General features: G+C 68.5%; 24 protein-coding genes and 2 tRNA genes. 17 read left to right on the top strand and 9 right to left on the bottom strand.

What is annotated here, in order from left to right; translation table 11 throughout:
* Positions 1 to 15: 15 nt before the first annotated feature.
* Complete coding sequence (gene ppk1 / locus BM133_RS04700) at positions 16 to 2337, bottom strand: polyphosphate kinase 1 (protein WP_093431975.1); 2322 nt, start codon at positions 2335 to 2337, stop codon at positions 16 to 18.
* Positions 2334 to 3224, bottom strand: coding sequence for a GNAT family N-acetyltransferase (locus BM133_RS04695; protein WP_093431974.1), 891 nt, complete (start codon positions 3222 to 3224; stop codon positions 2334 to 2336). The genes ppk1 and BM133_RS04695 overlap by 4 nt, the downstream gene beginning before the upstream one ends.
* Positions 3225 to 3370: 146 nt before the next feature.
* Between BM133_RS04695 and BM133_RS04690 the strand changes: the two genes are divergently transcribed.
* The 5 genes from BM133_RS04690 (at position 3371) to BM133_RS04670 (ending at position 6399) form a co-directional block, all read left to right on the top strand.
* Positions 3371 to 5050, top strand: coding sequence for an FAD-dependent oxidoreductase (locus BM133_RS04690; RefSeq protein WP_093431972.1), 1680 nt, complete (start codon positions 3371 to 3373; stop codon positions 5048 to 5050).
* A gap of 31 nt (positions 5051 to 5081) precedes the next feature.
* Positions 5082 to 5345 carry a UBP-type zinc finger domain-containing protein gene (locus tag BM133_RS04685; protein WP_093431971.1) on the top strand — a complete coding sequence of 88 codons (264 nt, stop codon included), beginning with the start codon at positions 5082 to 5084 and terminating at the stop codon, positions 5343 to 5345.
* A 101-nt stretch (positions 5346 to 5446) separates the two neighbouring features.
* Positions 5447 to 6151, top strand: a complete 705-nt coding sequence (locus BM133_RS04680) for a glutathione binding-like protein (protein WP_093431969.1) — start codon at positions 5447 to 5449, stop codon at positions 6149 to 6151.
* 47 nt (positions 6152 to 6198) lie between these two features.
* Positions 6199 to 6275 (top strand) — tRNA-Pro (locus BM133_RS04675).
* Positions 6276 to 6322: 47 nt separating this feature from the next.
* Positions 6323 to 6399: transfer RNA gene (locus BM133_RS04670), tRNA-Arg, on the top strand.
* A gap of 205 nt (positions 6400 to 6604) precedes the next feature.
* On the opposite strand, the gene fetB is transcribed toward BM133_RS04670, so the two are convergent.
* Together fetB and BM133_RS04660 are read right to left on the bottom strand one after the other, a co-directional pair.
* Positions 6605 to 7396, bottom strand: coding sequence for an ABC transporter permease (gene fetB / locus BM133_RS04665; protein ID WP_093431968.1), 792 nt, complete (start codon positions 7394 to 7396; stop codon positions 6605 to 6607).
* Positions 7393 to 8016, bottom strand: coding sequence for an ABC transporter ATP-binding protein (locus tag BM133_RS04660; RefSeq protein ID WP_093435046.1), 624 nt, complete (start codon positions 8014 to 8016; stop codon positions 7393 to 7395). The genes fetB and BM133_RS04660 overlap by 4 nt, the downstream gene beginning before the upstream one ends.
* A 134-nt stretch (positions 8017 to 8150) precedes the next feature.
* Here BM133_RS04660 and BM133_RS04655 point away from each other — a divergent pair, with 134 nt between their 5' ends.
* The 5 genes from BM133_RS04655 to BM133_RS04635 all read left to right on the top strand — a co-directional run bounded on the left by BM133_RS04655 (position 8151) and on the right by BM133_RS04635 (position 12937).
* Positions 8151 to 8600: a hypothetical protein gene (locus tag BM133_RS04655; RefSeq protein ID WP_093431966.1), complete on the top strand. Its 450-nt coding sequence runs from the start codon at positions 8151 to 8153 to the stop codon at positions 8598 to 8600.
* 210 nt (positions 8601 to 8810) lie between these two features.
* Positions 8811 to 9395 (top strand): phosphatase PAP2 family protein, encoded by a 585-nt coding sequence (locus BM133_RS04650; protein ID WP_093431965.1) that lies wholly within the window; start codon positions 8811 to 8813, stop codon positions 9393 to 9395.
* Complete coding sequence (locus BM133_RS04645; protein ID WP_256219053.1) at positions 9392 to 10441, top strand: glycosyltransferase family 2 protein; 1050 nt, start codon at positions 9392 to 9394, stop codon at positions 10439 to 10441. The genes BM133_RS04650 and BM133_RS04645 overlap by 4 nt, the downstream gene beginning before the upstream one ends.
* Positions 10438 to 12033: an ArnT family glycosyltransferase gene (locus BM133_RS04640; RefSeq protein WP_093431962.1), complete on the top strand. Its 1596-nt coding sequence runs from the start codon at positions 10438 to 10440 to the stop codon at positions 12031 to 12033. The genes BM133_RS04645 and BM133_RS04640 overlap by 4 nt, the downstream gene beginning before the upstream one ends.
* A complete protein-coding gene (locus tag BM133_RS04635; RefSeq protein ID WP_093431960.1) occupies positions 12026 to 12937 on the top strand; it encodes a ChbG/HpnK family deacetylase in 912 nt (303 codons plus the stop codon). The genes BM133_RS04640 and BM133_RS04635 overlap by 8 nt, the downstream gene beginning before the upstream one ends.
* Here the strand turns inward: BM133_RS04635 and BM133_RS35405 are convergent.
* Positions 12924 to 13055, bottom strand: coding sequence for a hypothetical protein (locus tag BM133_RS35405; RefSeq protein ID WP_256219052.1), 132 nt, complete (start codon positions 13053 to 13055; stop codon positions 12924 to 12926). The genes BM133_RS04635 and BM133_RS35405 overlap by 14 nt on opposite strands.
* Positions 13056 to 13214: 159 nt before the next feature.
* Here BM133_RS35405 and BM133_RS34500 point away from each other — a divergent pair, with 159 nt between their 5' ends.
* Positions 13215 to 13349 (top strand): hypothetical protein, encoded by a 135-nt coding sequence (locus BM133_RS34500; RefSeq protein ID WP_143100137.1) that lies wholly within the window; start codon positions 13215 to 13217, stop codon positions 13347 to 13349.
* On the opposite strand, the gene BM133_RS04630 is transcribed toward BM133_RS34500, so the two are convergent.
* On the bottom strand, positions 13332 to 14024 hold the full coding sequence (locus BM133_RS04630; protein ID WP_093431959.1) for a glutathione S-transferase family protein: 693 nt from the start codon (positions 14022 to 14024) through the stop codon (positions 13332 to 13334). The two genes, BM133_RS34500 and BM133_RS04630, sit on opposite strands and share 18 nt — an antisense overlap.
* A gap of 171 nt (positions 14025 to 14195) precedes the next feature.
* Here BM133_RS04630 and BM133_RS04625 point away from each other — a divergent pair, with 171 nt between their 5' ends.
* Positions 14196 to 15017 (top strand): SDR family oxidoreductase, encoded by an 822-nt coding sequence (locus BM133_RS04625; protein WP_093431957.1) that lies wholly within the window; start codon positions 14196 to 14198, stop codon positions 15015 to 15017.
* Between the two features lie 33 nt (positions 15018 to 15050).
* Positions 15051 to 16637: a class I adenylate-forming enzyme family protein gene (locus BM133_RS04620; protein ID WP_093431956.1), complete on the top strand. Its 1587-nt coding sequence runs from the start codon at positions 15051 to 15053 to the stop codon at positions 16635 to 16637.
* A gap of 28 nt (positions 16638 to 16665) precedes the next feature.
* On the opposite strand, the gene BM133_RS04615 is transcribed toward BM133_RS04620, so the two are convergent.
* Positions 16666 to 17325 (bottom strand): TetR/AcrR family transcriptional regulator, encoded by a 660-nt coding sequence (locus tag BM133_RS04615; RefSeq protein ID WP_093431954.1) that lies wholly within the window; start codon positions 17323 to 17325, stop codon positions 16666 to 16668.
* A 209-nt stretch (positions 17326 to 17534) separates the two neighbouring features.
* On the opposite strand from BM133_RS04615, the gene BM133_RS04610 reads away from it, so the two are divergent.
* Together BM133_RS04610 and BM133_RS04605 are read left to right on the top strand one after the other, a co-directional pair.
* Positions 17535 to 19244: a tannase/feruloyl esterase family alpha/beta hydrolase gene (locus tag BM133_RS04610; protein ID WP_093431953.1), complete on the top strand. Its 1710-nt coding sequence runs from the start codon at positions 17535 to 17537 to the stop codon at positions 19242 to 19244.
* A complete protein-coding gene (locus BM133_RS04605; RefSeq protein ID WP_143100082.1) occupies positions 19241 to 20410 on the top strand; it encodes an ABC transporter substrate-binding protein in 1170 nt (389 codons plus the stop codon). Before BM133_RS04610 ends, BM133_RS04605 begins: the two co-directional genes overlap by 4 nt.
* Before the next feature lie 42 nt (positions 20411 to 20452).
* On the opposite strand, the gene BM133_RS04600 is transcribed toward BM133_RS04605, so the two are convergent.
* Together BM133_RS04600 and BM133_RS04595 are read right to left on the bottom strand one after the other, a co-directional pair.
* Complete coding sequence (locus tag BM133_RS04600; protein ID WP_093431950.1) at positions 20453 to 21805, bottom strand: LLM class flavin-dependent oxidoreductase; 1353 nt, start codon at positions 21803 to 21805, stop codon at positions 20453 to 20455.
* Between the two features lie 166 nt (positions 21806 to 21971).
* Positions 21972 to 22238 (bottom strand): hypothetical protein, encoded by a 267-nt coding sequence (locus BM133_RS04595; RefSeq protein ID WP_093431949.1) that lies wholly within the window; start codon positions 22236 to 22238, stop codon positions 21972 to 21974.
* Between the two features lie 203 nt (positions 22239 to 22441).
* On the opposite strand from BM133_RS04595, the gene BM133_RS04590 reads away from it, so the two are divergent.
* Together BM133_RS04590 and BM133_RS04585 are read left to right on the top strand one after the other, a co-directional pair.
* The gene (locus BM133_RS04590) at positions 22442 to 22756 is read left to right on the top strand and encodes a hypothetical protein (protein WP_256219051.1); all 315 of its coding nucleotides are present in this window, start codon (positions 22442 to 22444) and stop codon (positions 22754 to 22756) included.
* A gap of 153 nt (positions 22757 to 22909) precedes the next feature.
* Positions 22910 to 24052 (top strand): DSD1 family PLP-dependent enzyme, encoded by a 1143-nt coding sequence (locus BM133_RS04585; protein WP_093431947.1) that lies wholly within the window; start codon positions 22910 to 22912, stop codon positions 24050 to 24052.
* Positions 24053 to 24073 lie beyond the last annotated feature (21 nt).

Here is a 24073-nt window from a genome sequence, read left to right as displayed (position 1 = left end):
ATCGTCTTTCGGTCGTCAGTTGCTGGATGCATCGCCATGATGCCCTCGCGATGCATAGCGGTTCATGAGTGCGGTCTGCGCGCCGTGGGCCTCGATGGCGCGCGACGCGCCCTCCTCGCCCGGATGCGTATCGCGATCGACGCGCGTGTAGATGCCCTCGTCGCCCAGGTCCCAGGCGTCGCGGCCGTCGTGCAGGTAGGCCACCAGGCACTCGTCGATGAGGCGCTGGCGCAGCCCGGGGTCGGTCACGGGCCAGGCCAGCTCGATGCGCCGCATCATGTTGCGATTCATCCAGTCGGCGCTCGAGAGATAAAGCGATTCGTCCTCGCCGTTGCGGAAATAGAAGACCCGCGAATGCTCCAGGAACCGCCCGATCACCGAGCGCACGCGGATGTTGTCCGTGAGCCCCGGCACCTGCGCCGGCAGCGTGCAGGCGCCGCGCACGATGAGGTCGATCTTCACGCCCTTCTGCCCCGCGAGGATCAGTGCGGCGATCAGCGCGTCGTCGGTCAGCGCGTTCATCTTGGCGACGATGCGCGTGGGCTCTCCGTTCGATGCGGCCAGGCCCAGCGCGTCGATCTGCGCGACCAGGTTCTTGTGCAGGTCGAAGGGCGCAAGCCACATGCGGTTGAGCTTGGGAAGGCGGCTCTGGCTCGCCAGGTGGACGAACACGGCCTCCATGTCGGCCGTGAGCAGCGGATCGGCCGTGAGGTGGCTGATGTCGGTGTAAAGCCTGGCCGTGCGCGGGTTGTAGTTGCCGGTGGAGAGATGGCCGTAGCGGCGCAGCTGCTTGCCCTCGCGGCGCGTCACCAGCAGCATCTTGGCGTGGGTCTTCAGGCCCACCACGCCGTACACCACCTGCGCGCCGATCGATTCGAGCATCTCGGCCCAGTTGATGTTGGCCTCTTCGTCGAAGCGCGCCTTCAGCTCCACCACCACGGTGACTTCCTTGCCGCGGCGCACGGCTTCGCGCAGCAGGTCCATCAGCTCGGAATCGGCACCGGTGCGGTAGATGGTCTGCTTGATGGCCAGCACCTGCGGGTCCAGCACCGACTCGCGCAGGAAGGCGAGCACGCCGTCGAAGCTCTCGAAGGGCTGGTGGATCAGCACGTCACCGCGCTGCAGGCGCTCGAAGAACGACTGGGCGGGTGACAGCGTGACGGGGAACGACGCGGAATACGGCGCAAAGCGCAGCTGCGGCTCTTCGATCAGGTCGATCAGCTGCGTGAGCCGCGCCAGGTTCACCGGCCCATGCACGCGGTACAGCGCCTCGGGCGGCAGGTTGAACTGCGCCAAGAGGAAGCTGGCGAGCGACTCGGCACAACTGGCCGACACCTCCAGGCGCACGGCCTGCCCGTAGTGGCGGTGCTGCAGGCCCTGGCGCAGCGCGGTGCGCAGGTTCTTGACGTCTTCCTCGTCCACCGCGAGATCGGAGTGGCGCGTGACGCGGAACTGCGAGAAGTCGCCCACGTCGCGGCCCGGAAACATGCTCGACAGGTGCGCGCGCACCACGCTGGACAACGCCACGAACAGCGTCTTGCCGTCCGACACCTTGGCCGGCATGCGGATCAGCCGTGGCAGCACGCGCGGCAGCTTGACGATCTGGATCGGGTTCTCGCGCCCGAAGGCGTCCTTGCCGCCGAGCCGCACGATGAAGTTGAGCGACTTGTTGGCCACCTGCGGAAACGGATGCGCCGGGTCCAGCCCGACGGGAATCAGCAGCGGGCGCACCTCGCGCTCGAAATACTCGCTCACCCATTTGCGCTGCGCCGGGTTGCGCTCGCCGTGCGAAATGATGTGGATGCCGTGCTTCGCGAAGGTCGGCATCAGCTCGTCGTTGTACAGCGCGTACTGGCGTGCCACCAGCGTGTGCGCCGCCTCGGCCAGCTGCTCGAACGAATCGACGGTGTAGGTACCCTTCTGGTCCCCGGCGCTGCCGGCGATCAGGTGCGGCGCGGCGCGGACCTCGAAGAACTCGTCCAGGTTGGAAGACACGATGCACAGGTAGCGCAGCCGCTCGATCAGCGGGACCTCGGGCCGGTGGGCCCAGTCGAGCACGCGCTCGTTGAACGACAGGATGCTGTGATCTCGGTCGAGCAGGGTGAACGTGGGCGCCGCGACGGCGAGCGACCGGTCTGCGGGGGCTGGTGACATGGGCACTGATTCTGGAGCAAGCGGCACGGGAGCAGACGTAGACTGAAATATGACAGTGTCGATGTCATTTGTGACAGTTGAATGACGGTCGCGTGACGCTGCATCCCCCGCCTTGTGCGGCTCCATCATGCCCGGGGCCAGGGCGGGCAGCCCGTCGTCAGGACGGACGCCCGCCGGTTTCATGCGCCGAGAAAGTGCTTGCGGTAGCGCGCCGGCAGATCGTCGATGCGCATCAGCATCGGCAGGTCGGCGGCGTTGAAGTCCGGATCCCAGGCGGGGGCGCCCAGCACCTTGGCGCCCAGGCGCAGGTAACCCTTGATGAGCGCCGGCGGCTCCACGTCCAGCGTGCTGTCGAGGCGTTCGACCGGCAGCGGCAGGCGGGGTTGCACCTGGTACTGGATCGGCGCCATGTGGCTGGCCGAAACCTGACGCCAGATGCTGGCCGCTGCGTCACCATTCGTCACACCGTTGTGTGACATCGGGATGCTCGCGCAGCCGATCATGGTGTCCAGCTTGTTGCGGTGCATGAAGCCGGCCAGCGCCCCCCAGAGCGCCAGGATCACGCCGCCCTGGCGATGCTCGGGGTGCACGCAGCTGCGGCCCAGTTCGACCATGCGCTCGCGCAGGTCGCGCAGGCGGGTCAGGTCGAATTCGGTGTCGCTGTAGGTGCTGCCGACACGGCGTGCCTGCGCCGGCGTCAGCACACGGTAGGTGCCGATGACCTGATTGGTGAGTTCGTCGCGCACCAAGAGGTGCTCGCAGAAATCGTCGAACAGGTCGATGTCGTGGCCGGCCAGCGGCGAGGAGACGCGGGCGCCCATTTCGCCGACGAACACGTCGTAGCGCAGGCGCTGCGCGGCGCGCACGTCGTCCAGGTGACGCGCCCAGCCGACCGTGATGCCTTGCCTGGCTTCGACGGGCGGGGGAAGAATGACGGCGGGTGCCTGCGGCACCGACACGCGGGCCGCGGTGGAAACACCGGTGGCAGCAACGACCGTGGGCGCAGGCCACAAGGCCGCGCGCAGCCCGAGCTGCGAAAGCGGAAACGTCGGGTTGGGCAGTTCTTTCATGGGGAACCCTTTCTGCCGAGGGAGTCTCCGCACCTGCGATGAAGCCGGCGTGTCAGGAAGATTGCACGCGCATGACGGTGTTACAGCCGGTCTGGCGCACTTCGTCGTCTAATGCGGTGGATTCGCGACATGGAGCTTGGACACACATGGCCACCGCAGCAAACGGCACCGACAGCAGCCGCTTTCACCAGACCTTTCCCGTCCTCAGTGACACCGAGATTGCGCGCATCGCACGCTTCGGCAGCGTGCAGCAATTCGCGCGCGGCGAGCGCCTTTTTACCGCCGGCGAAACCGGCCCCGGCATGTTCGTTCTGCTCAAGGGCGTGGTCGCTGTCACACAGCGCGACGGGCTCGGGCGCGTGGTGCCGATCGTGCGGCAGGGCCCGGGTGAATTCCTGGCCGAAGTCGGCCAGCTGAGCGGCCGCCCTGCCCTGGTCGATGGCCATGCCGACGAAGACGTGGAGGCACTGCTCGTGTCGCCGCAGCAATTGCGCGCGCTGCTCGTTGCCGAAGCCGATCTGGGCGAACGCATCACCCGCGCGCTGATCCTTAGGCGCGTGGCGCTGATCGAGTCCGGCGCGAGCGGGCCGGTGCTGATCGGCAAGCCGCAGTCGCCAGACATGGCGCGGCTGGAAAACTTCCTGCGGCGCAACGGCTATCCGTATCACCTGGTCGATGCCGCCGAAGACCCCGACGCGGCCGCGTTGCTCGAACAATATGGCACCTGCCAGTTGCTGGCCGTGTGCCCCGACGGTTCGGTCCTGGTGAACCCGGCCGAAGATGCATTGGCCCGATGCCTCGGCATGGTCGACACCGTCGAGCACAACGAGCTGTTCGATGTGGCCGTGGTCGGCGCCGGGCCGGCCGGCCTCGCCACCGCGGTGTATGCCGCCTCCGAAGGCCTGCGGGTGATCGTGCTCGACTGCCGCGCCTTCGGCGGCCAGGCCGGCGCCAGCGCGCGCATCGAGAACTACCTGGGCTTTCCGACCGGCATCTCGGGCCAGGCGCTGGCCGGCCGCGCATTCGTGCAGGCGCAGAAGTTCGGTGTCGAGATGCTGATCCCGGCAAAGGTCGTATCGCTGGACTGCTCGCGCGAGAACGAGCGCGAGAGCCTGGGCATCGCCCTGGCCGACGGCCGAACGATCCATGCGCGCACGGTGGTCATCGCGAGCGGGGCGCGCTACCGGCGGCCCGACGTTCCGCGCCTGGCCGAATTCGAAGGCCGCGGCATCTGGTACTGGGCCTCGGCCATCGAAGCGAAGATCTGCTCGCAGCAGGAAGTGGCGCTGGTCGGCGGCGGCAACTCGGCGGGCCAGGCCGCGGTGTTCCTGTCGCGCCATGCGGCCAAGGTGAATGTGCTGGTGCGCGGACCGTCGCTGGCCGCCAGCATGTCGCGCTACCTCATCGACCGCATCGAGGCCACGCCCAACATCGAACTGCAGCCCCACACCGAACTCGTGCGCCTGCACGGCGGCTCGGACGAAGGCCTCACGGGCGCGACGTGGCGCTGCCACACCAGCGGCAACGAGCACGATTGCCCGGCGCGCAACATCTTCCTGTTCGTCGGCGCCGAGCCCGAGACCTCGTGGCTCGGAGGCTGCGGCGTGGCGGTCGACAAGCACGGCTTCGTGCTGACCGGCGCGGCGGCGAGCAGCGGCTTTCCTGCGCGCCCGGCCACGGCGCTCGAATCCAGCGTGCCGGGCGTGTACGCCGTGGGCGACGTGCGCTCGGGCTCGGTCAAGCGCGTGGGCGGTGCGATCGGCGAAGGCGCTGCAGCGGTGGCGCTGATCCATCAACACCTGTCGCAGGCCACGGCCGTGGCCTGACCCACTCGATCACATATCAAGGAGTTCTTCGGTGCCCATCAAAGCCTGCGACCACGTGCCCTCCACCATCGCGCAACCCCACACCCAGCGCGGCTGCGAGGACTGCCTGAAGACCGGCGACACCTGGGTGCACCTGCGCCTGTGCGTGCACTGCGGCCACGTGGGCTGCTGCGACTCGTCGAAGAACCGCCATGCCACGCGGCATTCGCAGGCCGAGGGGCATCCTGTCATCAAGTCGCTGGAGCCCGGCGAAGACTGGATGTGGTGCAACGCGCACCGGCTGCAGGTGGGCTGAGAAAAGGCCGCAGCAAGGCGAATTCCCGCGCCGGCACGGGTTTGGATTCGCACGTATATGCTGCGTCCCTCCCATCACATCCCTCTCCTGGAGCCCGAGACATGCCCGCATCGACCATCGAGGTCTATTCCTGGCCCACGCCCAACGGGCACAAGGTCCACATCATGCTGGAGGAGTGCGGCCTGCCCTACCACGCGCACCCCGTGAACATCGGCAAGGGCGACCAGTTCGCGCCCGAGTTCCTGCAGATCAGCCCCAACAACAAGATCCCCGCCATCACCGATCCGGAGGGGCCGGACGGCAAGCCGATCTCGCTGTTCGAATCGGGCGCGATCCTGGTCTACCTCGCGGGCAAGACCGGCAAGTTGCTGCCCACCGGCGACCGCGAACGCTATGACGTTCTGCAGTGGCTCATGTTCCAGATGGGCGGCGTCGGCCCGATGCTCGGCCAGGCGCATCACTTCCGCCTGTACGCGCCCGAAAAAATCGCCTATGCGATCGACCGCTACACCAACGAGGCCAAGCGCATCTACGGCGTGATCGACAAGCAGTTGTCCAAGAGCAAGTTCATCGCCGGCAAGAGCTATTCGATTGCCGACATCGCCATCTTCCCGTGGCTGCGCAGCTGGGAAAACCAGGGCATCACCCTCACCGACTTCCCGCACCTGAAGGCCTGGTTCGACGGCATCGCCGCACGCCCGGCGGTGCAGCGCGGCGTGAAAGTGCTGGCCGATCTGCGCCAGCCGCTCACCGGCGACAAGGAGCGCCAGGTTCTTTTCGGCAAGACTCAATACGAGAAACGCTGAGAAAGCCCAAGACCCGGTCAATATCCGGGCTAGAATAGAAGGCTTGTCGGGGTGTAGCGCAGCCTGGTAGCGCATCTGGTTTGGGACCAGAGGGTCGAAGGTTCGAATCCTTTCGCCCCGACCAAGTTTTCTTTTCGGTATTCTCGTTTTTGCTTCTGTCCGGCCCGGAATCTGCCCGTAGCTCAGTTGGATAGAGCACCTGCCTTCTAAGCAGGTTGTCGGGGGTTCGATCCCCTCCGGGCAGGCCAATCCCCCATTTCATGCAGCCTCACGCTGCCTCGGAACTCGCACTTCTCACAGGGGTGGCGGGTTTTTCTTTGCCTCTCGCCACGTCGAGGCATAGTATCGAATCTTCGTTTTTTGTCGGTACTTCTACAGGTACCTGCACGTGGCCTGTTCAGGGCCGACCGCGCCGGCCCGAGTGCAGCGGCTCGGCCTCGCAACCCGGCAAGGTCATGACAGGCGATCGATCCGCAGCCGCTGGCGCTCGTCCGTCATTGATCGCGCGGCCATGTAGACCGCGCCCGCCGCGGCCAACCCGCCGGCCCCCGTGAGCAGGAACAGCAGCAGGATCTGGTATTTCGCCGCCTCGATCGGGTCCATGCCCGCAATCAGCTGGCCGGTCATGATGCCGGGCAGCGTGATGACGCCGGCCGCCGACATCTGGTTGACGATCGGGATCATCCCGCGGCGGATCGACGAGCGCGTGAGGTCCGCCAATGCCTCGTGGAATGTCGCGCCGAGCGACAGCCGGGCCTCGATGCCGGCCCGCCCGGTGACCACGCCTTCGAAGAAGCTGTCCAGCCCGAGGCTGGCCGAATTGAGCACGCTGCCCAGCACGATGCCCATCAACGGAATGGCGTAGCGCGGGTCGTACCAGGGGGTCGGATGGATCGCCGTCATGAGTGCGAGCACCACCGTCGCCACGCTCGACACGCCGACCGCCGCCGCGCCGATACGAAAGTTGCCACCGCGCCGCAAGCGCCACGCGGGCCGCACCGCCACTTCGCGCGCGGCGGCCAGGATCATGAGGAAGACGATGGTCAATGTCGCCGCCGGCGATGCGGCCGCAAACACGAAACGCAGGACGAACCCGACCAGCAGCAGCTGCACCACCATGCGCGTTGCCGCCCACAAGACCTGCCGGTGCAGCCGCAGGTGCAGCATGAGGGAAGCGCCGGCGTTCAGCAGCACGAGCAGCGTGGCCAGCACCAGGTCGGTCGCGTCGAGATGGATCGTGTTCATGCGGGGTGCAGGCCTGCGTCTGTCATTTCGAAACAGCGGTGGCCGATGCGCGCGGCCTGTTCGCGCGAGTGCGTCACCATCACGATCGAAAGGCCCGCCGCCACTTCGCGCTGCAGCAGGCGTTCGATGGCGAGCGTGGTGGCATGGTCGAGCGAGGCTGTCGGCTCGTCGAGCAGCAGCACCGCCGGCTGGCGCGCGAGGGAGCGCAGCAGCGCCAGGCGCTGGCGCTCGCCCGTCGACAGGCGCGCCATGTCCGTGCGCAGGACGTCGTTCGCAAGGCCTGCCTCGGGCAGCCAGTTCGACAGGCGATCCAGGGTGTCGGCGGGAAAGTGCTCAGCGACCGTCGCGGCCCACCATGCGGGCTCGGCGGCCTGGTAGATCACGCGCCGACGCCACTCGGGGCCGGACCATGCATTGCGGCCCGTGCCATCGAGCGTGACGCTGCCTTCGCCCGGATCGAGGTCCGCAACCAGCCGCAGGAACACGCTCTTTCCGGAGCCGGATTTACCCAGGATGCAGATGCACTCGCCCCGGCTTACATCCAGGTCGATCGTCCCGCCACGCAAGGTGCGCAGGCCTTCGATGCAAAGCAGCGGAAGAAGCGCTCGAGGGACGGTCATGAAGTGCGGGAATTGGGCATCGGCGGGCGTCCGATCATCGCGCAAGTGTCCAAATACCTGCGAGGTGACACTTCTGAAAGAAGGCTGAACGGGGTGATCAGCTTGCGTTCACGATCGCGACCTAGGATCGCCGCATGCTGCTGGCGCGAATCAGGAACTTCGTTGCGACCCGCGCCACGCGATGGTGCTGGGCAGGCGTGGCCCTGGTCCTGCTGCTGCCCTTCATTGCGGTGCACTACCGTTGCGACGGCCTCGAGGACGAGCCGATGCTCAGGCTGCACGTTGCCAGCGAGGCGGTGCAGTTCGAAGCCGACGATCGTGCCGACCACGCATCCGATCGCGAGACCACCGTATTTGCGCAGACGCCGGCGAGCGTCGACCATCCAGACGCATTCAGCCTCGCGCTGAACACCCTGATGGCTGCGGTGCTGGCGATGCTGCCGCTGGTACTTGCGATGGCGCGGCTGGTCGTGCCGATCGTGCGCACGACCATCGAGCATGTGCCGACGCACGGCGGCGCCCCGCCTGCCGCGATGCCCTGGCACCGCCTGCCGCCGACCACGGCACCCCCTCCTCTCGACTGAGAAGCGAACGACGCCGCGCGCGTCGCGTCGCCTCGCTGCGCGATCCCGCACCACGACGTCATGGCCCCGTGACGTGTCCCGTCGCGCCCGCAGCCTGGCCGTCCTTCCCTGTCGAAAGGTTTTGATCATGTCCAGTTCCTGCGGGTGCGCATGCCGCACGGGGTGCCGTCCTGCACCCGTCTTTTCGTTCTTCCGCTCTGGAGCGGCGCCATGAATGCGCTGAACCTCGCGCTCTTTCACTGGCTCGCGGGCGGCAGCCATCCCGCACCGGCGGTGCTCTCCGTCGCCTCGGCCTTCGCGCTCTGGGGCAGCTGGCTGAGCGCGGCGATCCTTGCAATTGCGTTGTGGCGGCAACGCGTCGACCGCGCCTACCTGTGCGTCGTTGCCGCGGCAGCGGGTCTCACATCGCTGTTGTCGCACGCCATTGCGATGTCTCTGGACGTGCCCCGCCCCTTCGTGCTGGGGCTGGCGCCGGCATACATCGCGCATTCCGGGCGCGGCTCGCTGCCGAGCACGCATGCGGCGGTGATGTTCATGGTGGCATTTGCCTTCATGCTGCGCCCCAGCCTGCGCAGGCTCGGCCTTCCGCTTCTGGCACTGGCAGCCATTACGGGATGGGCCCGGGTGTATGTAGGCGTTCATTTCCCGCTCGACATCACCGCAGGCCTGGTGCTCGGCGCCGCCATTGCGAGCGCCGTCGCCATCGGTCGTTGGCTCTTTCGATTGCTCACGTTGCGACCGGATGCGGGTTCGGCCACAGACCAGGCGCCTGGATCGCCATGGAGGCATTCATGAATTCATCCACGAATGCGGCAGCGGCAGCCGTCGAGGGCATCGCCCGTTCGCATGCACTTCCGCACGCGCCCTCGCACCCGTCCTCGTCCTTGGATCTGCCGGCGCCCGGCATCTCCTGCGTCATTCCGTGCTTCAACGAAGGCGCCAACCTGCGGCACCTGCTGCCCCGGCTCGAGGACATCCTCTGGGCCACCAAGCTGCGCTGGGAAATCATCGTGGTGGACGACGGCAGCACCGACGACACCGCGCAGGTCGCGCGCGCCTGGTGCGAGCTCTCGGGCTTTCGCTGCATCTCGCTGTCGCGCAACTTCGGCAAGGAAGCCGCGCTCACCGCAGGCCTGGCGGCCGCTGGCGGCGACGCCGTGGTGCTGCTGGACGGCGATTTGCAGCACTCGCCCGATCTCATCCACAAGATGATCGCCCAATGGGTGGCGGGCGCCGAGGTGGTGTACGCGGTGCGGGAGCGGCGCAGCGACGAAAGCCGCTTCAAGCAGCTCGGCAGCAAGATCTTCTACCGCCTGCTGGACACCTCGGACCGTTTCGCCGTGCCCAAGGACGCGGGCGACTTCCGCCTGATGGACCGCAAGGTGGTCGATGCGCTCATGAGCCTGCCCGAGCGCAGCCGCTTCATGAAGGGCCTGTACGCCTGGGTCGGCTTTCGCGCCGTGGCCCTGCCGTACACGCCCGCGCCGCGCGCGGAGGGCACGAGCACCTTCAACGCACAGCGCCTGGTGCGCCTGGCCATCGACGGCCTCACCGCCTTCACCACCTGGCCGCTGCGCATGGTCAGCGTGGTCGGGTTGCTGTTCGCCCTGTCGGCCTTCGGCTACGCCCTCTATGTGAGCATCGATTACCTGCTGTTCGGCAACGCGGTCTCCGGCTGGACCACCATCGTCGTGAGCCTGATGTTCTTCATCGGCGTGCAGATGATCTCCACCGGCATCGTGGGCGAATACATCGCGCGCATCTACGAGGAGGTGAAGGGCCGGCCGCTGTACGTCGTGAGCCGCGAGCATGGAACCGGCCTGGGGACCGGCAAGCCATGAAGCACGCCGGCTCCGCGGGCTGGATTGCGCCCCGCCCGTCGTGGCTCGTGCTCGCGCTCCTCGCCTGGCTGCTGGCCACGGCGTGGATGCGTCCCCTGATGGCGCCCGACGAGGGCCGCTACAGCGGCGTTGCACTGGCCATGCTGCGCTCCGGCGACTGGCTGGTGCCTCGGCTCGATGGCCTTCCCTTCTTTCACAAACCGCCGCTGTTCTACTGGATCGGCGCCGCCGCGATGTCGGTGACGGGCCCCACCGAATGGGCGGCGCGGCTGCCTTCGGTGCTGGGCGCGGGCGCGGGTGCGACGGCGCTGTACCTTTTCCTTCGCCGCTGGTCGACGGCGCATGTGGCATTGCTGTCGACCGTGGTGCTGGCGACCACGCCCTTCTTCTTCCTGGGTGCGCAATTCGCCAACCTGGACATGCTGGTGGCCGGGTGCATCGCGTGCACGGTGTTGCTGGCGGCGGGCGCGGCGCTGTCGAAAGAGCGCGGGGAACCATGGCGCGCATTGCTGGCCGGTGCCTACGTGTTCGCGGCCGCCGGCCTGCTGGCCAAGGGGCTCATCGGCCTGGTGCTGCCCGCGATGGTGATCGTGATCTGGTGCGCCACAACGCGCCGGCTGCCGCTGGCATGGCGGATGGCGCTGTGGCTGCCCGGCTGGGCCCTGCTGCTCGCCGTGGCCGGCCCCTGGTTCGTGGCCATACAGATGAAGTACCCCGGGTTCTTCGACTACTTCGTCGTCACCCAGCACTTCAGGCGCTTTGCTTCGTCGGGCTTCAACAACGAACATGGCTTCTGGTTCTACCTGCCGGTTCTGGCGGGCTTCACGCTGCCGTGGTCCGGCTGGATGCTGGTGCCGCGCGGCAAGGGCGGCAAGGGCGGCGACACGCGTTCCGGGCGCACCGATGTCGACTGGCTCATGTGGATCTGGCTCGCGGTGATCGTCGTGTTCTTCTCGATCCCGCGCTCCAAGCTGGTGGGCTACGTGCTGCCGGCACTGCCCCCGCTGGCTTGCCTGATCGCGCAGCGCGTGTTCGCAGGCCGCTCGCCCGATGCGCTGCGGACCCGGCTGCGCGTGACCGCGCTCGCGTCCGCCGCCGTGTGTGTGGCCTGCGTGGCGGCCATCTCGATCTACTCGGTACCGCCGGGCACGCGGCTGCGGCTGCCGGCCGGCATGTCGGTCGCACCCGGCGAGCGGGTGCTGATGCTCGACAGCTACCACTACGAGATCCCGTTCTACTGGAACCTGCGCGAGCCCGTGCTGGTGTCGGACGACTGGGATGCCGCGGCCCGCGACACGCGCGACAACTGGCGCAAGGAAATCTCCGACGCCGGACGCTTCGAACCGGCACGCGCCGCGGCGACGTTGCTGGACCGGACGCGGCTCGATGCCACGCTCTGCGTGCCGCGCACCACCTGGATCGTCGGGCCGAGCAACGCGCTCCTGGCCAACGCCTGGCTGGCTCGCGCGCAGTTGGTGGCGGTCAACGATGCGATCGCCGCATGGCGCTTTGCGGGCAGCGCCGCGGGCGATCCCCATTGCCTGCGATCCGCGCCCGCTGCGCCGGACTCCGGAGCAACAGGCAATGACTGAGATCGCAGGCCTCGAGAAACTCGCCGTGCGCGAGATCTGCATAGGCGCCGACGACTTCGGCCTGAGCCCCGGCATCAACACGGCCGTCATCGACTTGGCCGAGCGGGGCAAGATCTCCGCCACCAGCGCCATGGTACGGCGCAGCGCCTGGCCGATCGGCGCGCGGACGTTGCGCTCGATCGCACCGGCGCAGTTCGACGTCGGGCTGCACCTGGACCTCACGCGTCCGGCGAGCCCCGACGGCCCCGAGCCCGGCCTGGCGCGCCTGCTCTCGCGGGCCTACACGCGAACGCTGTTCCCGGCGGCCTTGCTGGCCGACATCCGCGAGCAGTTGACGCGCTTCGAGGACGCCATGGGACGCCAGCCCGCCTTCATCGACGGCCACCGGCATGTCCATCAATTCCCGGTGGTGCGCGAACTGCTGCTCGAAGAGATTTCCAGGCGCTATCCGGCATCGCCCCCTTGGCTGCGCAGCACCGCGCCGGGCGGCGCAGGACGGCGCGAGGGACTGAAAGCCCAAGTGATCCACGCGCTCGGCGGCCCTGCCCTGCAGAGGAATGCGCGCGCCCGCGGCGTTCCCCACAGCCGCGGTCTTCTGGGTGTGTACGACTTCGGCGGCGATGCCGACGCCTACCGCGCCAGATTGCATGGCTGGCTGCGCACTGCGTGCACCGGCGACGTGCTGATGTGCCACCCCTCCGCGGCCTTGTTTGCGGACCCGCACGCCAATGCCCGGATGCAGGAGTACGCGGTGCTGGGCGCCATCGACTTCCCCTGGCATGGCGATACCGGCCCCCTTCGTCCGGTGACCCTGACGAAATTGCTGCAGCGCGATTCGGCAGTGCCATGGTGGAGCGCGGGGCCGATCGGGCCACGCCACAAGAACCGGCTCAGTCCCCGCTGAACCAGAACACGAGCCATACCGCGACGGCGGCAAGAGCGCCCAGGCCGGCGGCACTCGCGGAGTGCGACCGCAGCCAGCGCGAGATGCGCGAGGTTTCCTGCCGGCGGGGTGGATTCATGCCGCGCGTTTTTACTGTGGCACGCTGGCTGCGGCAAGTAGAGACAACGATGTACTCGCCGGCGCCTCCTCACCTCCTCACCTCCTCAACTCGTTGCCGGCCTCGGTGGCGACGCCTCCGCCGCAGGAATGACCGACCAGGCCGACCGTTGCGCTCGAACTGGGCTACCGCAACATCGGTGCGTTCATCGCCCTGTTCAAGCGCGCCTTCGGCATCACGCCCACGCAATACATGCCGCAGGCATGCGCATGCGCGGTGCCATCGGGAGTGCCGCGCTCATCCGCGTGCCTGTGAACGCTTCCCGAGCCCCACGCCGGCCGTCGGCAACAGCGCAAGGCCCTGGCGCGCGGCCGTCTCGGCCTGCACCGTCATCGCGCGTGCGAAGCCCGCGCGCGAACAGAGGCGCTCCCAGTACCGCTGCACCGCCGGGCCGAAGCGCTCGTGATGGCCCAGCACGCGGGCCAGCAGCAAGGCGTAGCCGATGGAAATGTCGGCCGCGGTGAAGCGGCCGGCGCACGCGAAATCCTCTGCCTCCAGCCGCTGTTCGAGCGCCCGCAGGCGCACGAAGAAGAACCGGGCGTAGTCCTCCGCGGCCTGGGGCTGGCGTCGGTCTTCGGGCTCCAGCAGGGTGTAGCGAAGCACCAGGGTCTGCGGAAAGGTCAGCGAGGCCTCGCCGAAGTGGAGCCAGTTCAGGTAGTCCCCGTAGCCGGCCTCGCCGCGCTCCACCTCCAGCGGGGTCGGGGCATGGAGGCTGGCCAGGTACTGGCAGATCGCGGCCGACTCTGTCATGCGCGTTTCGCCATCGACCAGCAGCGGCACCGTGCCCTGCGGGTTGATCTTCAGGTAGTCGGGGTGCAGCACCCGCGGCGGGAACGGGAGCATCTCCAGCCGGTAGGCCACGCCGAGCTCCTCGAGCATCCAGAGAACACGGAACGAGCGTGCATTCGCGCAGTGGTAGAGCGTGATCATCGGAGGGTAGGCTGGACGCCGGGAGCGGCCGCGCGATGGTCGCACGCGCTGCGCCGCGGCAGCTTGCGTCGATTGGCTGCATCGGCCGCAGCCAGTCTGCGCAAGTCTTTTCGCGCCCCGCCGAATAGCCTGCGGGCTCCTGCGATCGAGCATCGCGATTCCGGAGCATGCATGCCGTCCCTGAAATCGAAAACACTCTTCATCACCGGCGCGAGCCGCGGCATCGGCAAGGCCATCGCCCTGCGGGCCGCGCGCGACGGCGCCAACATCGTGGTCGCGGCGAAGACGGCAACCGCCGACCCACGCCTGCCCGGCACCATCCACAGCGCCGCCGAGGAAATCGTCGTGGCCGGCGGACAGGCGCTCGCGGTGGTGGTCGACGTGCGCGACGAAGCCCAGGTGCGCGCCGCCGTCGATGCCGCGGTGGCGCGCTTCGGCGGCATCGACATCCTGGTCAACAACGCGAGCGCGATCCACCTGGAGACCGTCGAGCGCACGCCGATGAAGCGCTACGACCTCATGTTCGAGATCAACGCGCGGGGCAGCTACCTGTGCGCGCAGGCCTGCCTGCCGCACCTGGAGAAGGCGGCCAACCCGCACATCCTCACGCTCTCGCCGCCGCTGGACATGAACCCCAAGTGGTTCGCGCGCCACGCGGCCTACACCACGTCCAAGTATGCGATGAGCATGCTCAGCCGCGGCCTGGCCGAGGAGTTGCGCGGGCGCGGCATCGCGAGCAACTCGCTGTGGCCGCGCACCGTGATCGCCACCAGCGCCCTGCGCATCGCGGCGCCCGACGTGGCGGGACAGGCGCGCCAGCCGGCCATCATGGCCGACGCCGCCTGGCACATCCTGACCCGGCCGAGCCGCGAGCTCACCGGCCAGTTGCTGATCGACGAGCAGGTGCTGCGCGATGCCGGCGTCACCGATTTCGCGCCCTACCTGGTGATGCCGGGTGTCGAGCCGCTGATCGACTTTTTCGTGGAACCGTGACCGGGGCGCCATGCCCTCCCAGGAGACCATCGCATGCAGACAGCCGACACCGAACGCGCAAGCATCGCCCGCATCTCGCTCGCGGACATCGTCCGGCGCAGCGCGCGGCGCAATCCGGACAAGACCGCAGTCATCCAGGGCGAGCGGCGCATCACCTTCTCGGCGCTCGATGCGGCCAGCGAACGCGTCGGCGAGGCGCTGCGCGACCACGGCCTGGCCGAGCGCCGCATCGCGACGATGTGCGTCAACTCGATCGAGCACCTGGCGGCCATCCAGGCCATCCACAAGTCGGGCAACGTCTGGGTGCCGGTCAACGTGCAGCTGGATGCGGCTTCGATCGAGCACGTGCTCAGCCACGCCGAAGTCAGCGGCGTCTTCATCGATGCCCCGCTGTTCGCCGTGCCGGCGCTGCGCGCGCTGCTCGAGCGCCTCGGCCTGCTCGCGGTCGTGATCGGTGCGCACGAGCCCACCGGCGGCACGCTGCAGTTCGACGCGCTGGCGTCGCGCCCGCCGGCGCAGCCGCTGGCCGTGGACCGCGGCGACGACGACCTCGCGCTCGTCATGTACACCAGCGGCACCACCGGAAAGCAGAAAGGCGTGATGCATTCGCACCGCGCGATCCACGGCGCGCTGCTGACCTGCGCGCAGAGTTTCGAAGCCGCCGAGCGCGATGTCGTCGGCTCGGTGCTGCCGCTCTTTCACTGCGCGCAGCACACCATCAGCATGGGTGCGTTGATGGTCGGGGCCACGATCTGGCTGGCCAACGGCTTCGATCCGGCGGCCATGCTGGCGGCGATCGCGCGCGAGCGCATCAGCTGGCTGTCGTGCCTGCCGATGATGTTCGATGCGCTGATGAAGCACCCCGAGCGCCCGCGAACCGACTTCTCCTCGCTGCGCATGTGCATGTACGGCCTGGCGCCGATGCCCAGGAACCTGCTCGCGCAGGTGCGCCGCGAGATGTGCGCCGACGTGCGCCTGGGCACCGGCCAGACCGAGATGTACCCGCCCACCATGGTCTACCGCGCGAGCGAGCATCCGGACAAGGACGGCAACTGCTGGGGCGTGTCGGTGGCGGGGGTGGAGACCGCCGTCATGGACGAGGACGGCCGGCTGCTCGGGCCGGGCGAGGTCGGCGAGATCGTGCACCGCGGTCCCAACGTCTTTCTCGGCTACCTCAAGGACCCCGAGGCCACCGCCGCGGCGCGCCGCTTCGGCTGGCACCACACCGGCGACATCGGCATGTTCGACGCCGACGGGCAGATGCTGTTCCTGGACCGCAAGAAGGACATGATCAAGTCCGGCGGCGAGAACGTCTCCAGCATCAAGCTGGAAGCCGTGCTGCTCGCCCATCCCGCGGTCGCCGGCGCGGCCGTGGTGGGGCTGCCGCATCCGCACTGGGGCGAGGCGGTTGCGGCATTCGTGGTCCTGCGCCCCGCCGCCGGCGCCGATGCGTGCGACGAAGACGAACTGCTTGCGTTCTGCAGGGAGCGCCTGGGCCGCTTCGAGGTGCCCAAGTCGATCCGCTTCGTGGACGGACTGCCGATGACGCCGACGGGCAAGGTGCAGAAGTACCAGTTGCGCACGGGGCACCTGGCGCTCTTTGCCGACGAAAAAGCATAGGCTCGCGTCGCAGCCGATCGGGACGACTTCAGCGGCGCTTGCTGCGCGTCGTCCGCGTCGTCCCCGTCGTCCCCGTCGTTTTTTCGGGCGCGATCTCCAGCCCCGAGATCCCGTTCACGAACAGCTGCGTGGCAATCGGCGCCATCTGTTCGTAGGTGAATCGTCCGCCGGGCCGGAACCACGTGAACATCCAGTTGAGCATGCCGAACAGGAACATCGTGAGCAGCTTGTGAAGCTGCGCGTCGTGCAGGTCGGGGCGCGTGGCGGCGATGGCATCCGCAAACACCTGCACCACCGTGCGTTCCTTGTCGAGCACGCGAGCCTGCGCCTCCGGGGCGAGGAAGCGCACGTCCTCGGTGAGCACACGGTGCTCGTTCTGCGCCTCCGCGTACTCGCGCATGAACGCCTCGATGAGCTCGGGCAGCCTTTGCTCCGCGGCGAGGTCCAGCGCCTCCACCCCCGTCACGATGTCCACCAGCCGCGAGACATGGCCGTCCGCGATGTGCAGCAGCACCTCGGCCTTGTCCTTGAAGTGGTGATAGAGGCCCGGCTTGGACAGGTGGCTTGCCTCGGCGATCTCGTTCATCGACGTCGCCGCATAGCCCTTGCGGGCGAACAGCTCGGCGGCGCGCCCGGCGATCAGGCTGCGCTGGTCGCCCGGGCGGGGAGAAGGAAGGTCAACGGTCATGGGTTCGAGAGGGAGAGGCCCTGCGCCAGGCGGCGCGGTCGTCGATCTTAGGGGTTAGTCCCGAGCTTTCGCCGCTTGCCTGTGCTCGCGCTCATGCGTTAGCCTCGCCCTGCCTTCAGACCGACCGGTCGGTCGGTAGATTGATCAAGAAGACATCGAGAGAGATTTGCCGGGCATCCGGCGCACGACTCAAACACTGGAGACAACCCATGCGCGACGAAAAGAAACGTGTACCCCGAGCCCTGCTGTCAAAGGGCCTGCTGCTGGCTGCGGGCCTGGCCCTGCAAGCCTGCGGAGGCGGTGGTGGCGGAAGCGGCGGCGGCTTCCTGCCGATCGTTCCTCCGCCCGCACCCGCACCGGCGCCCCCTGCACCGCCACCGCCCACGGGTCCCACCGCCGAGCAGCTCAAGAGCACCTGCAACACGCTCAAGGGACAGGTCATCGAAGGCGTGACCGTCACGGGCACCGTGCGCCTGGAGGCCAAGGCGCCGATCTATCCGTCGGGCTTCTGCCAGGTGCTCGGCACGCGCGCGCCCTTCCTCGATATCGAGATCGACGTGCCGGACAACTGGACCGGCCGCTACTGGCAACAAGGCGGCGGCGGCTTCGACGGGCGCATCGCCTCGGTGATGGCGACCGATCCGGGCGGCGCGGTGGTCGCGGTGAGCCCCGTGCTCGCCGTGAAGGGCGCGGTGTACGCGGCATCCAACGGCGGCAACCGGGCCAGCGTCCCCGCGCAGGCCGCGCCGGGCGTGTGGGCGAGCGGCACGCCCGAAGGCCAGCAGTCGGCCATCGACTACGCCTACGCCGCCGGGGGCACCACGGTGCGCTTCGGCAAGGCCATCGCCAAGGCCTTCTTCGGCAAGGCGCCGAGCCACAGCTACTTCAGCGGCTGCTCCAACGGCGGGCGCAACGCCTACATCGCCGCGCAGCGCTGGCCCCAGGAGTTCGACGGCATCGTCGCAGGCTGCGAGACCATGGACATGGGCGGCACCGTCACCGGCCTGATGAACACGGCCGCAAAAGCGGCCACGCCGGCCGAGATCAGCCCGCCCCAGTACGCCGCCGCCTACACCGCCGCAGTGGCAGCCTGCGACGCCAGCGACGGCGCGGCCGACGGCTACCTCGCCAACCCCGGCGCGTGCACCCTGCCCGCCGCGTCGCTGCAGTGCGGCCAGCCCGGCGCGAATGCCGACCCTGCCCTCTGCCTGTCGGCGGCGCAGGTTCCCACGCTCGCGGGCCTGCTCAGCGACCTCGTGCTGGCCACCGGCGCCACCGCGTACAGCCGGTACAACTGGACCAACTTCGCGCCCGCGTCCGCCATTCCCGGCGTGCCGGCCCTGGGCGTCACGAGCTATGGCGGCCTGGGTGGCGGGTTCGCGTTCCTCGCGACGAACGATCCGCTGTGGTTCGGCGCGCCGCCCCCCGGCACGGCGCCGGCGCCCAACCTCGCAGGCTTCGACGTCAACCGCGACTATTACGTTTTCAGCAGCGGCCTTCAGCGCCTGGGCGCCGACCACGACAGGAACGCCATCGCGGCCTACGTGGCGTCGGGCCGCAAGCTCCTGTCCTGGCACGACGCGGGGGATCCGCTGATGTCGGTGAACGACCACGTTCGCAACTTCACCACCATGTCCGCCGCCGCCAAGGCGTTCGGCCTGGCCGACCCTCGCACCAACGCCCGCATGTTCATCGTTCCCGCCTCGACCCATGGGGCGGGCGGCAACCTGAACGAAGTCGACTGGCTCGGCGCCGTGGTCGACTGGGTGGAGAACGGCAAGGCACCGGACCAGCTGACCTACAACTTCATGGCCGGCGCCACCGCCCGCGCGATGCCGGTCTGCGAGGCGCCGAAGTACCCGCGCTACAACGGGACGGGCGACGTCAACGCCGCGGCCAGCTTCACCTGCACGCCGTGAGGACTGCAGCCACGGCGACACGGCGCCGGGCCCTGCGGATCATGGGCGCGGGCGCGGCGGCGCTGGTTGCGGCGCCGTGGGCCCGATGGGCGTCTTCGGCGCCGCGCACCGAGGCGGACGCGGACATCCTGATCGGCCAGTCGTGCCAGCTGAGCGGCCCGCTCGCCCCTCTGACGCGCGAGATCCAGGAAGGCGCGGGGTGGTGCTTCGAGCAGGTCAATGCCAAGGGCGGCGTGCACGGGCGCAAGCTCCGGGTCGTCGCGCTGGACGACGCCTACGACCCGCAGCGCACGGCGGACAACGTGCGGCTGCTGATCGAGAAGCACGGCGTCTTCGCGCTCTTCAACCTCGCGGGCACGCCGACCACGTTGGCCGCGCTCCCGGTGGTGCGGGAGCACAAGGTGCCGCTGGTCGCGCCCTTCACCGGAACCGATGCCCTGCGCAGCGGCTTCGACAGATACGTCTTCAACGTGCGCGCGGGCTATGCGGACGAGATCGAGAAGATCGTGCAGCACCTCGCCGTCCTGGGCATCGATCGCGTGGGCGTGGCCTATCTGGACAACGCGTTCGGCACGGGGGGGCTGGACGCCGTCAAGGGCGCGGCCGCCCGGCGCGGCGTGGCGCTTGCGGCAGCAACACCGCTGGCGGTCGACGGCAGCGGGCTGCGAGCGTCGGCGCAGGACCTCGCGCGCGCCAGGCCGCCGGTGATCGTCCTGGCCACGGCAGGCAAGGTCACGAGCGACTTCATCGCGGCCTATTCATCGTCCGGCGCCAGCGCGCAGTTCTATGCCTTGTCGGTGGTGAGCTCCCAGCAGCTGATCCAGGCGCTGGGCGATCGCAGCAAGGGCGTCGCCATCGCCCAGGTGATGCCCTATCCGTGGGGCAGCGCCACGCGGCTTGCGCGCGAACTCTCCGACCTGGCAGGCCGCAAGGGCGTGGAGGCCGGCTACAACCACATGGAGGGCTTCGTGTCCGCCAGGGTGCTGGTCGAAGGTCTGCAGCAGGCCGGCCCATCCCCGACGCGCGAGAGCCTCGTGCGCGGGCTCGAAGGGCTTCGCGAACTCGACCTCGGCGGCTACGTGGTGCGCTTCTCCGACCGCAACCACAACGGGTCGAGCCATGTCGAGCTGACGATCGTCGGTGCGTCGAAACGGGTCTTGCGTTGACCGGCAGCCGGTGCGCGATGTCGCGTCGGCCGTGCAGATTCCCTACGCGACCTTCCGCCCCTTTATCGAGAACTGGTTGACCGGCCGTTCCAGCCCCAGGTTCTCGCGCAGGGTGCGTCCTTCGTACGCCGTGCGAAAAAGGCCGCGGCGCTGGAGTTCCGGAATCACCAGGTCCACGAATTCGTCGAGCGATTCGGGCAGCACCGGCGGCATGACATTGAAGCCGTCGGCCGCGCCGCCCTCGAACCACTCCTGCATCCTGTCGGCGATGGTCTCCGGCGTGCCGACCACCACCCAGTGGCCGCGCGCGCCGGCCAGGTATTCGTAGAGCTGCCGCACGGTGAGCTTGTCGCGCCGTGCCAGTTCCAGCACCACGTGGGCACGGCTGTTTCGTCCCGGCGGTGCGTCCGGAATGTAGGGCGGCGGCGCATCCAGATCCCACGTCGACAGGTCTTCGCCGGGCCAGAACGTGTGCAGCGTGTTCAGCCCGACGGACGGGTGGATCAGCTTCTGCAGCGCGGCCCACTTGGCCTCGGCCTCTTCCTGGGTGCGGCCGATCACCGGCGAGATGCCGGGCAGCACCAGCAACTGCTCGGGCCGGCGACCGTACTTGGCAAGCCGCCCTTTCACGTCACGGTAGAACGCCTGCGCCTCGGCCAGGCTGGTCCACGCCGTGAAGATGGCTTCGGCGGAGGCGGCCGCGAGTTCGCGCCCGGGCTCGGACGAGCCGGCCTGCACGATCACCGGATAGCCCTGCGGCGGCCGCTCCAGGTTGAGCGGGCCGGCGACCTTGAAATACTTCCCCGAATGGTCGAGCGCGTGCAGCTTGGCCGGATCGAAGTACTTTCCGGAGACGGGGTCGCGATGAAAGGCGTCGTCCTCGAAGCTGTCCCATAAGCCCTTGGCCACGTCGATGAACTCGTGCGCCTGCTCGTAGCGGGAAGCCGGGTCGGGGTGCTTGTCCAGGCCGAAGTTGCCGTGGACGTTGTCCGCGCTGGTGGTCACCACGTTCCAGGCCGCGCGGCCCTTGCTCAGGTGGTCCAACGACGCGAACTTGCGAGCAAGGAGAAATGGATCTTCGTAGGTGGTGGACGCAGTCGCCACGAAGCCGATGTGCTTTGTCACGGCCGACAAGGCGGCCCACAGGGTCACCGGCTCGAAGTACGACACCCGCCCCTGGCGGCTGAAGGCCTCGTCGTCGCCATGAAAGGCCACGCCGGGGCTGTCGGCCACGAACACCTGGTCGAACAGGCCGCGCTCGGCGGTCTTGGCGACTTCGATGTAGTGATCGATGTTGACGCCCGAATCGACCTGCGAGCCCGGGTGGCGCCATGCGGCCACGTGGTGGCCCGTGGCCATGATGAAGGCGCCCAGGCGCAGCTTGCGTTGACTCATGAGGATTGGTTGCAGCGGGTGAGGCGCGACGTTAGTCCGCCATGGCGACGCTGCCAAAGAAGAATTTCGCGCTTCGTTATGCGACACGCCTTGCAAACGACACGCGCGGCACGCGGGGCACGCGCGGCCTGCACCCCGGAGGATTTCAGGAAAGTCGGCGACCTTGTCAGTCGGCATCTTCCGTTTCGTCCATCGCGAGGAGATGCGGATCGTCGCCCTCTTCCCGGGGGCCGGTGTTCAGGTCGTCCGACAGTCCCTTGAGCACCACGTAGCCCGCCTGCAGCGCATCGCCGTAGGTGGCGAAGCCTGTGGCCGCCTCCATCAGCGGCTCGAACTCCATCGAGTTGTCGAAGGATTCCAGGAGCACCCAGAAATAGTCCCCGCCGTCGTGTTGCTCGACGGTCAGGGAGATGGAGATGAGTTGGCCAGCCATGCGGGCATGGTGGCGCCGTCAAGTGACAGTCGCGCGAAACGGCTGTGAAGGTTCCGCTGCCGCACAGGAGCGCGGCGATCGTGAAATGGTTGGCACCCCTGTGCGCAACCGTCGCCAAAACACTACGTTCCTTCGCGTATCCAGCCTTCACGGCAGACACCTCGATCGGCGATGCTCGGGTCATGTCCACGGCGCGTTCCCCCTTGTCTTTTCGCCCCGGCTGGCGCATTGCGGCGTCGGTCTACATGGTCGCCGGCGTGGCCTGCGTGCTGGGCAGCGCGGTCGTGCCGGAAAGCGACGTGGGCATGCTGCTCGCCATCGCGGGCGGCCTGCCGTGGTCGCTGGGCCTCTTGACGCTCGACCTGTCGCCCGGCGTGGCGAACACCGCGCTGCTGTTGATCGCGGGAAGCTGGGCGGTCAATGCGGGGCTGCTCTGGTGGCTGGCGCTGCGGCCGCGCGATGCCGGGTTCCAGCGCGGCGACAAGGTGCCGACCGGCGCCGCGAAGCGGACCAGGTAGACCAGGCCTGAACGGCTTCGAGCCGCGCGCTGCCACCACGCAACGGCGGCCATTTGCACACCCACGGATCGTGCGAATATTTGGATGCGATCATTTCGCACGCATGCTCCCCGCATCGCACATCCAAATCCAAGAACAAAGGAAGACAAAAGAATGCCCCGCCCCCTGCATCCCAACGCGCCGCTGGTCGGCGTTCCCGGCGGCCGCCACCTGCTGGACACGCCCGCGCTGCTGATCGACCTGCCCGCGATGACCCGCAACATCGAACGCATGGCCGCCTTCGCCAAGGCGCGCGGCATCGGCCTCAGGCCGCACGTGAAGACGCACAAGTCGGTGGAGATCGCGCGGCGCCAGGTGGCCGCGGGTGCCATCGGCGTGAGCTGCGTCACTTTGGGCGAAGCCGAGGTCATGGTCGACGGCGGCATCCGCAGCGTGCTGATCACCTCGCCCGCGGTCACGCCGAGCAAGATCGCGCGCCTGGTCAAGCTGGCCGAGCGCGCGGCGCCCGGCGGCGTGATGGTGGTGGCCGACAACCTGGCCAACGTGGCCGACCTGGCCCGGGCCGCCGGCGGGCTGCTGCATCCGCTGCCGGTGCTGGTCGACTACGGCGCCGGCTACAACCGCACCGGCGCCGCGAACGAGGCGCAGGTGCTCGCGCTCGCCGCCGCCATCGCCGGCGAGCCGCGCCTCAGGCTGCGCGGCCTGCAGGCCTATGCGGGGAACCTGCAGCACATCGTGGCGCGCGAAGAACGCAGCGCAGCGGCCGCGGCGCTGCGCGAAACCGTGGCGGGCATCGTCGCGGCGGCCCGGCGCAAGGGGTTCAACTTCGAGATCGTCACCGGTGCCGGCACCGGCACCCACGACCTGGATGCGGAGCAGAACGCCTTCACCGAACTGCAGGCCGGCTCCTATGTCTTCATGGACGCGGAATACGCACAGGTGCTGGCCACCGGCACCGAGCCCTCGCCCTTCGAGGTGGCCCTCTTCGTGCAGACGGCCGTGGTCAGCACCAATGCGGCGGAGTGGGTCACGGTGGACGGCGGCAGCAAGTGCTTCGCCACCGACAGCGGCGTGCCGCTGGTCGCGCGCGGCACCGATCCCGCGAGCCGCTATGCCTTCTTCGGCGACGAGCACGGCAAGCTCATGCCGGCGGGGCCGCGCCCGGCGCTGGGCACGCGCATCGAGTTCGTGACGCCGCACTGCGATCCGACGGTGAACCTGCACGATGTCTATCACGTGGTCGAAGGCGGCGCGCTGGTGGCGATCTGGCCAGTGGACGCGCGCGGGAAGCGATAGCCGATAAGGCGGTTGCGGGCG

The organism is Variovorax sp. 770b2 (genome assembly GCF_900115685.1).
In the GTDB taxonomy this organism is placed as follows: domain Bacteria; phylum Pseudomonadota; class Gammaproteobacteria; order Burkholderiales; family Burkholderiaceae_C; genus Variovorax.
The sequence above is the reverse complement of the archived record's forward strand: the minus strand, read 5'-3'. Positions and strand labels throughout refer to the sequence as shown.

Excerpts from the sequence above, each read along its gene's own strand:
- BM133_RS04630 (WP_093431959.1), bottom strand. The coding sequence starts at position 14,024 with ATGATCACGCTCTACCACTGCGCGAATGCACGCTCGTTCCGTGTTCTC.
- BM133_RS35405 (WP_256219052.1), bottom strand. The coding sequence starts at position 13,055 with ATGAATCCACCCCGCCGGCAGGAAACCTCGCGCATCTCGCGCTGGCTG.
- ppk1 (WP_093431975.1), bottom strand. The coding sequence starts at position 2,337 with ATGAAACCGGCGGGCGTCCGTCCTGACGACGGGCTGCCCGCCCTGGCC.
- BM133_RS04655 (WP_093431966.1), top strand. The coding sequence starts at position 8,151 with ATGCTGCTGGCGCGAATCAGGAACTTCGTTGCGACCCGCGCCACGCGA.
- BM133_RS04660 (WP_093435046.1), bottom strand. The coding sequence starts at position 8,016 with ATGACCGTCCCTCGAGCGCTTCTTCCGCTGCTTTGCATCGAAGGCCTG.
- BM133_RS04645 (WP_256219053.1), top strand. The coding sequence starts at position 9,392 with ATGAATTCATCCACGAATGCGGCAGCGGCAGCCGTCGAGGGCATCGCC.
- BM133_RS04615 (WP_093431954.1), bottom strand. The coding sequence starts at position 17,325 with ATGACCGTTGACCTTCCTTCTCCCCGCCCGGGCGACCAGCGCAGCCTG.
- BM133_RS04695 (WP_093431974.1), bottom strand. The coding sequence starts at position 3,224 with ATGAAAGAACTGCCCAACCCGACGTTTCCGCTTTCGCAGCTCGGGCTG.
- BM133_RS04585 (WP_093431947.1), top strand. The coding sequence starts at position 22,910 with ATGCCCCGCCCCCTGCATCCCAACGCGCCGCTGGTCGGCGTTCCCGGC.
- BM133_RS04595 (WP_093431949.1), bottom strand. The coding sequence starts at position 22,238 with ATGGCTGGCCAACTCATCTCCATCTCCCTGACCGTCGAGCAACACGAC.
- BM133_RS04690 (WP_093431972.1), top strand. The coding sequence starts at position 3,371 with ATGGCCACCGCAGCAAACGGCACCGACAGCAGCCGCTTTCACCAGACC.
- BM133_RS04600 (WP_093431950.1), bottom strand. The coding sequence starts at position 21,805 with ATGAGTCAACGCAAGCTGCGCCTGGGCGCCTTCATCATGGCCACGGGC.
- BM133_RS04680 (WP_093431969.1), top strand. The coding sequence starts at position 5,447 with ATGCCCGCATCGACCATCGAGGTCTATTCCTGGCCCACGCCCAACGGG.
- BM133_RS04625 (WP_093431957.1), top strand. The coding sequence starts at position 14,196 with ATGCCGTCCCTGAAATCGAAAACACTCTTCATCACCGGCGCGAGCCGC.
- BM133_RS04650 (WP_093431965.1), top strand. The coding sequence starts at position 8,811 with ATGAATGCGCTGAACCTCGCGCTCTTTCACTGGCTCGCGGGCGGCAGC.
- BM133_RS04640 (WP_093431962.1), top strand. The coding sequence starts at position 10,438 with ATGAAGCACGCCGGCTCCGCGGGCTGGATTGCGCCCCGCCCGTCGTGG.
- BM133_RS04635 (WP_093431960.1), top strand. The coding sequence starts at position 12,026 with ATGACTGAGATCGCAGGCCTCGAGAAACTCGCCGTGCGCGAGATCTGC.
- fetB (WP_093431968.1), bottom strand. The coding sequence starts at position 7,396 with ATGAACACGATCCATCTCGACGCGACCGACCTGGTGCTGGCCACGCTG.
- BM133_RS04610 (WP_093431953.1), top strand. The coding sequence starts at position 17,535 with ATGCGCGACGAAAAGAAACGTGTACCCCGAGCCCTGCTGTCAAAGGGC.
- BM133_RS04620 (WP_093431956.1), top strand. The coding sequence starts at position 15,051 with ATGCAGACAGCCGACACCGAACGCGCAAGCATCGCCCGCATCTCGCTC.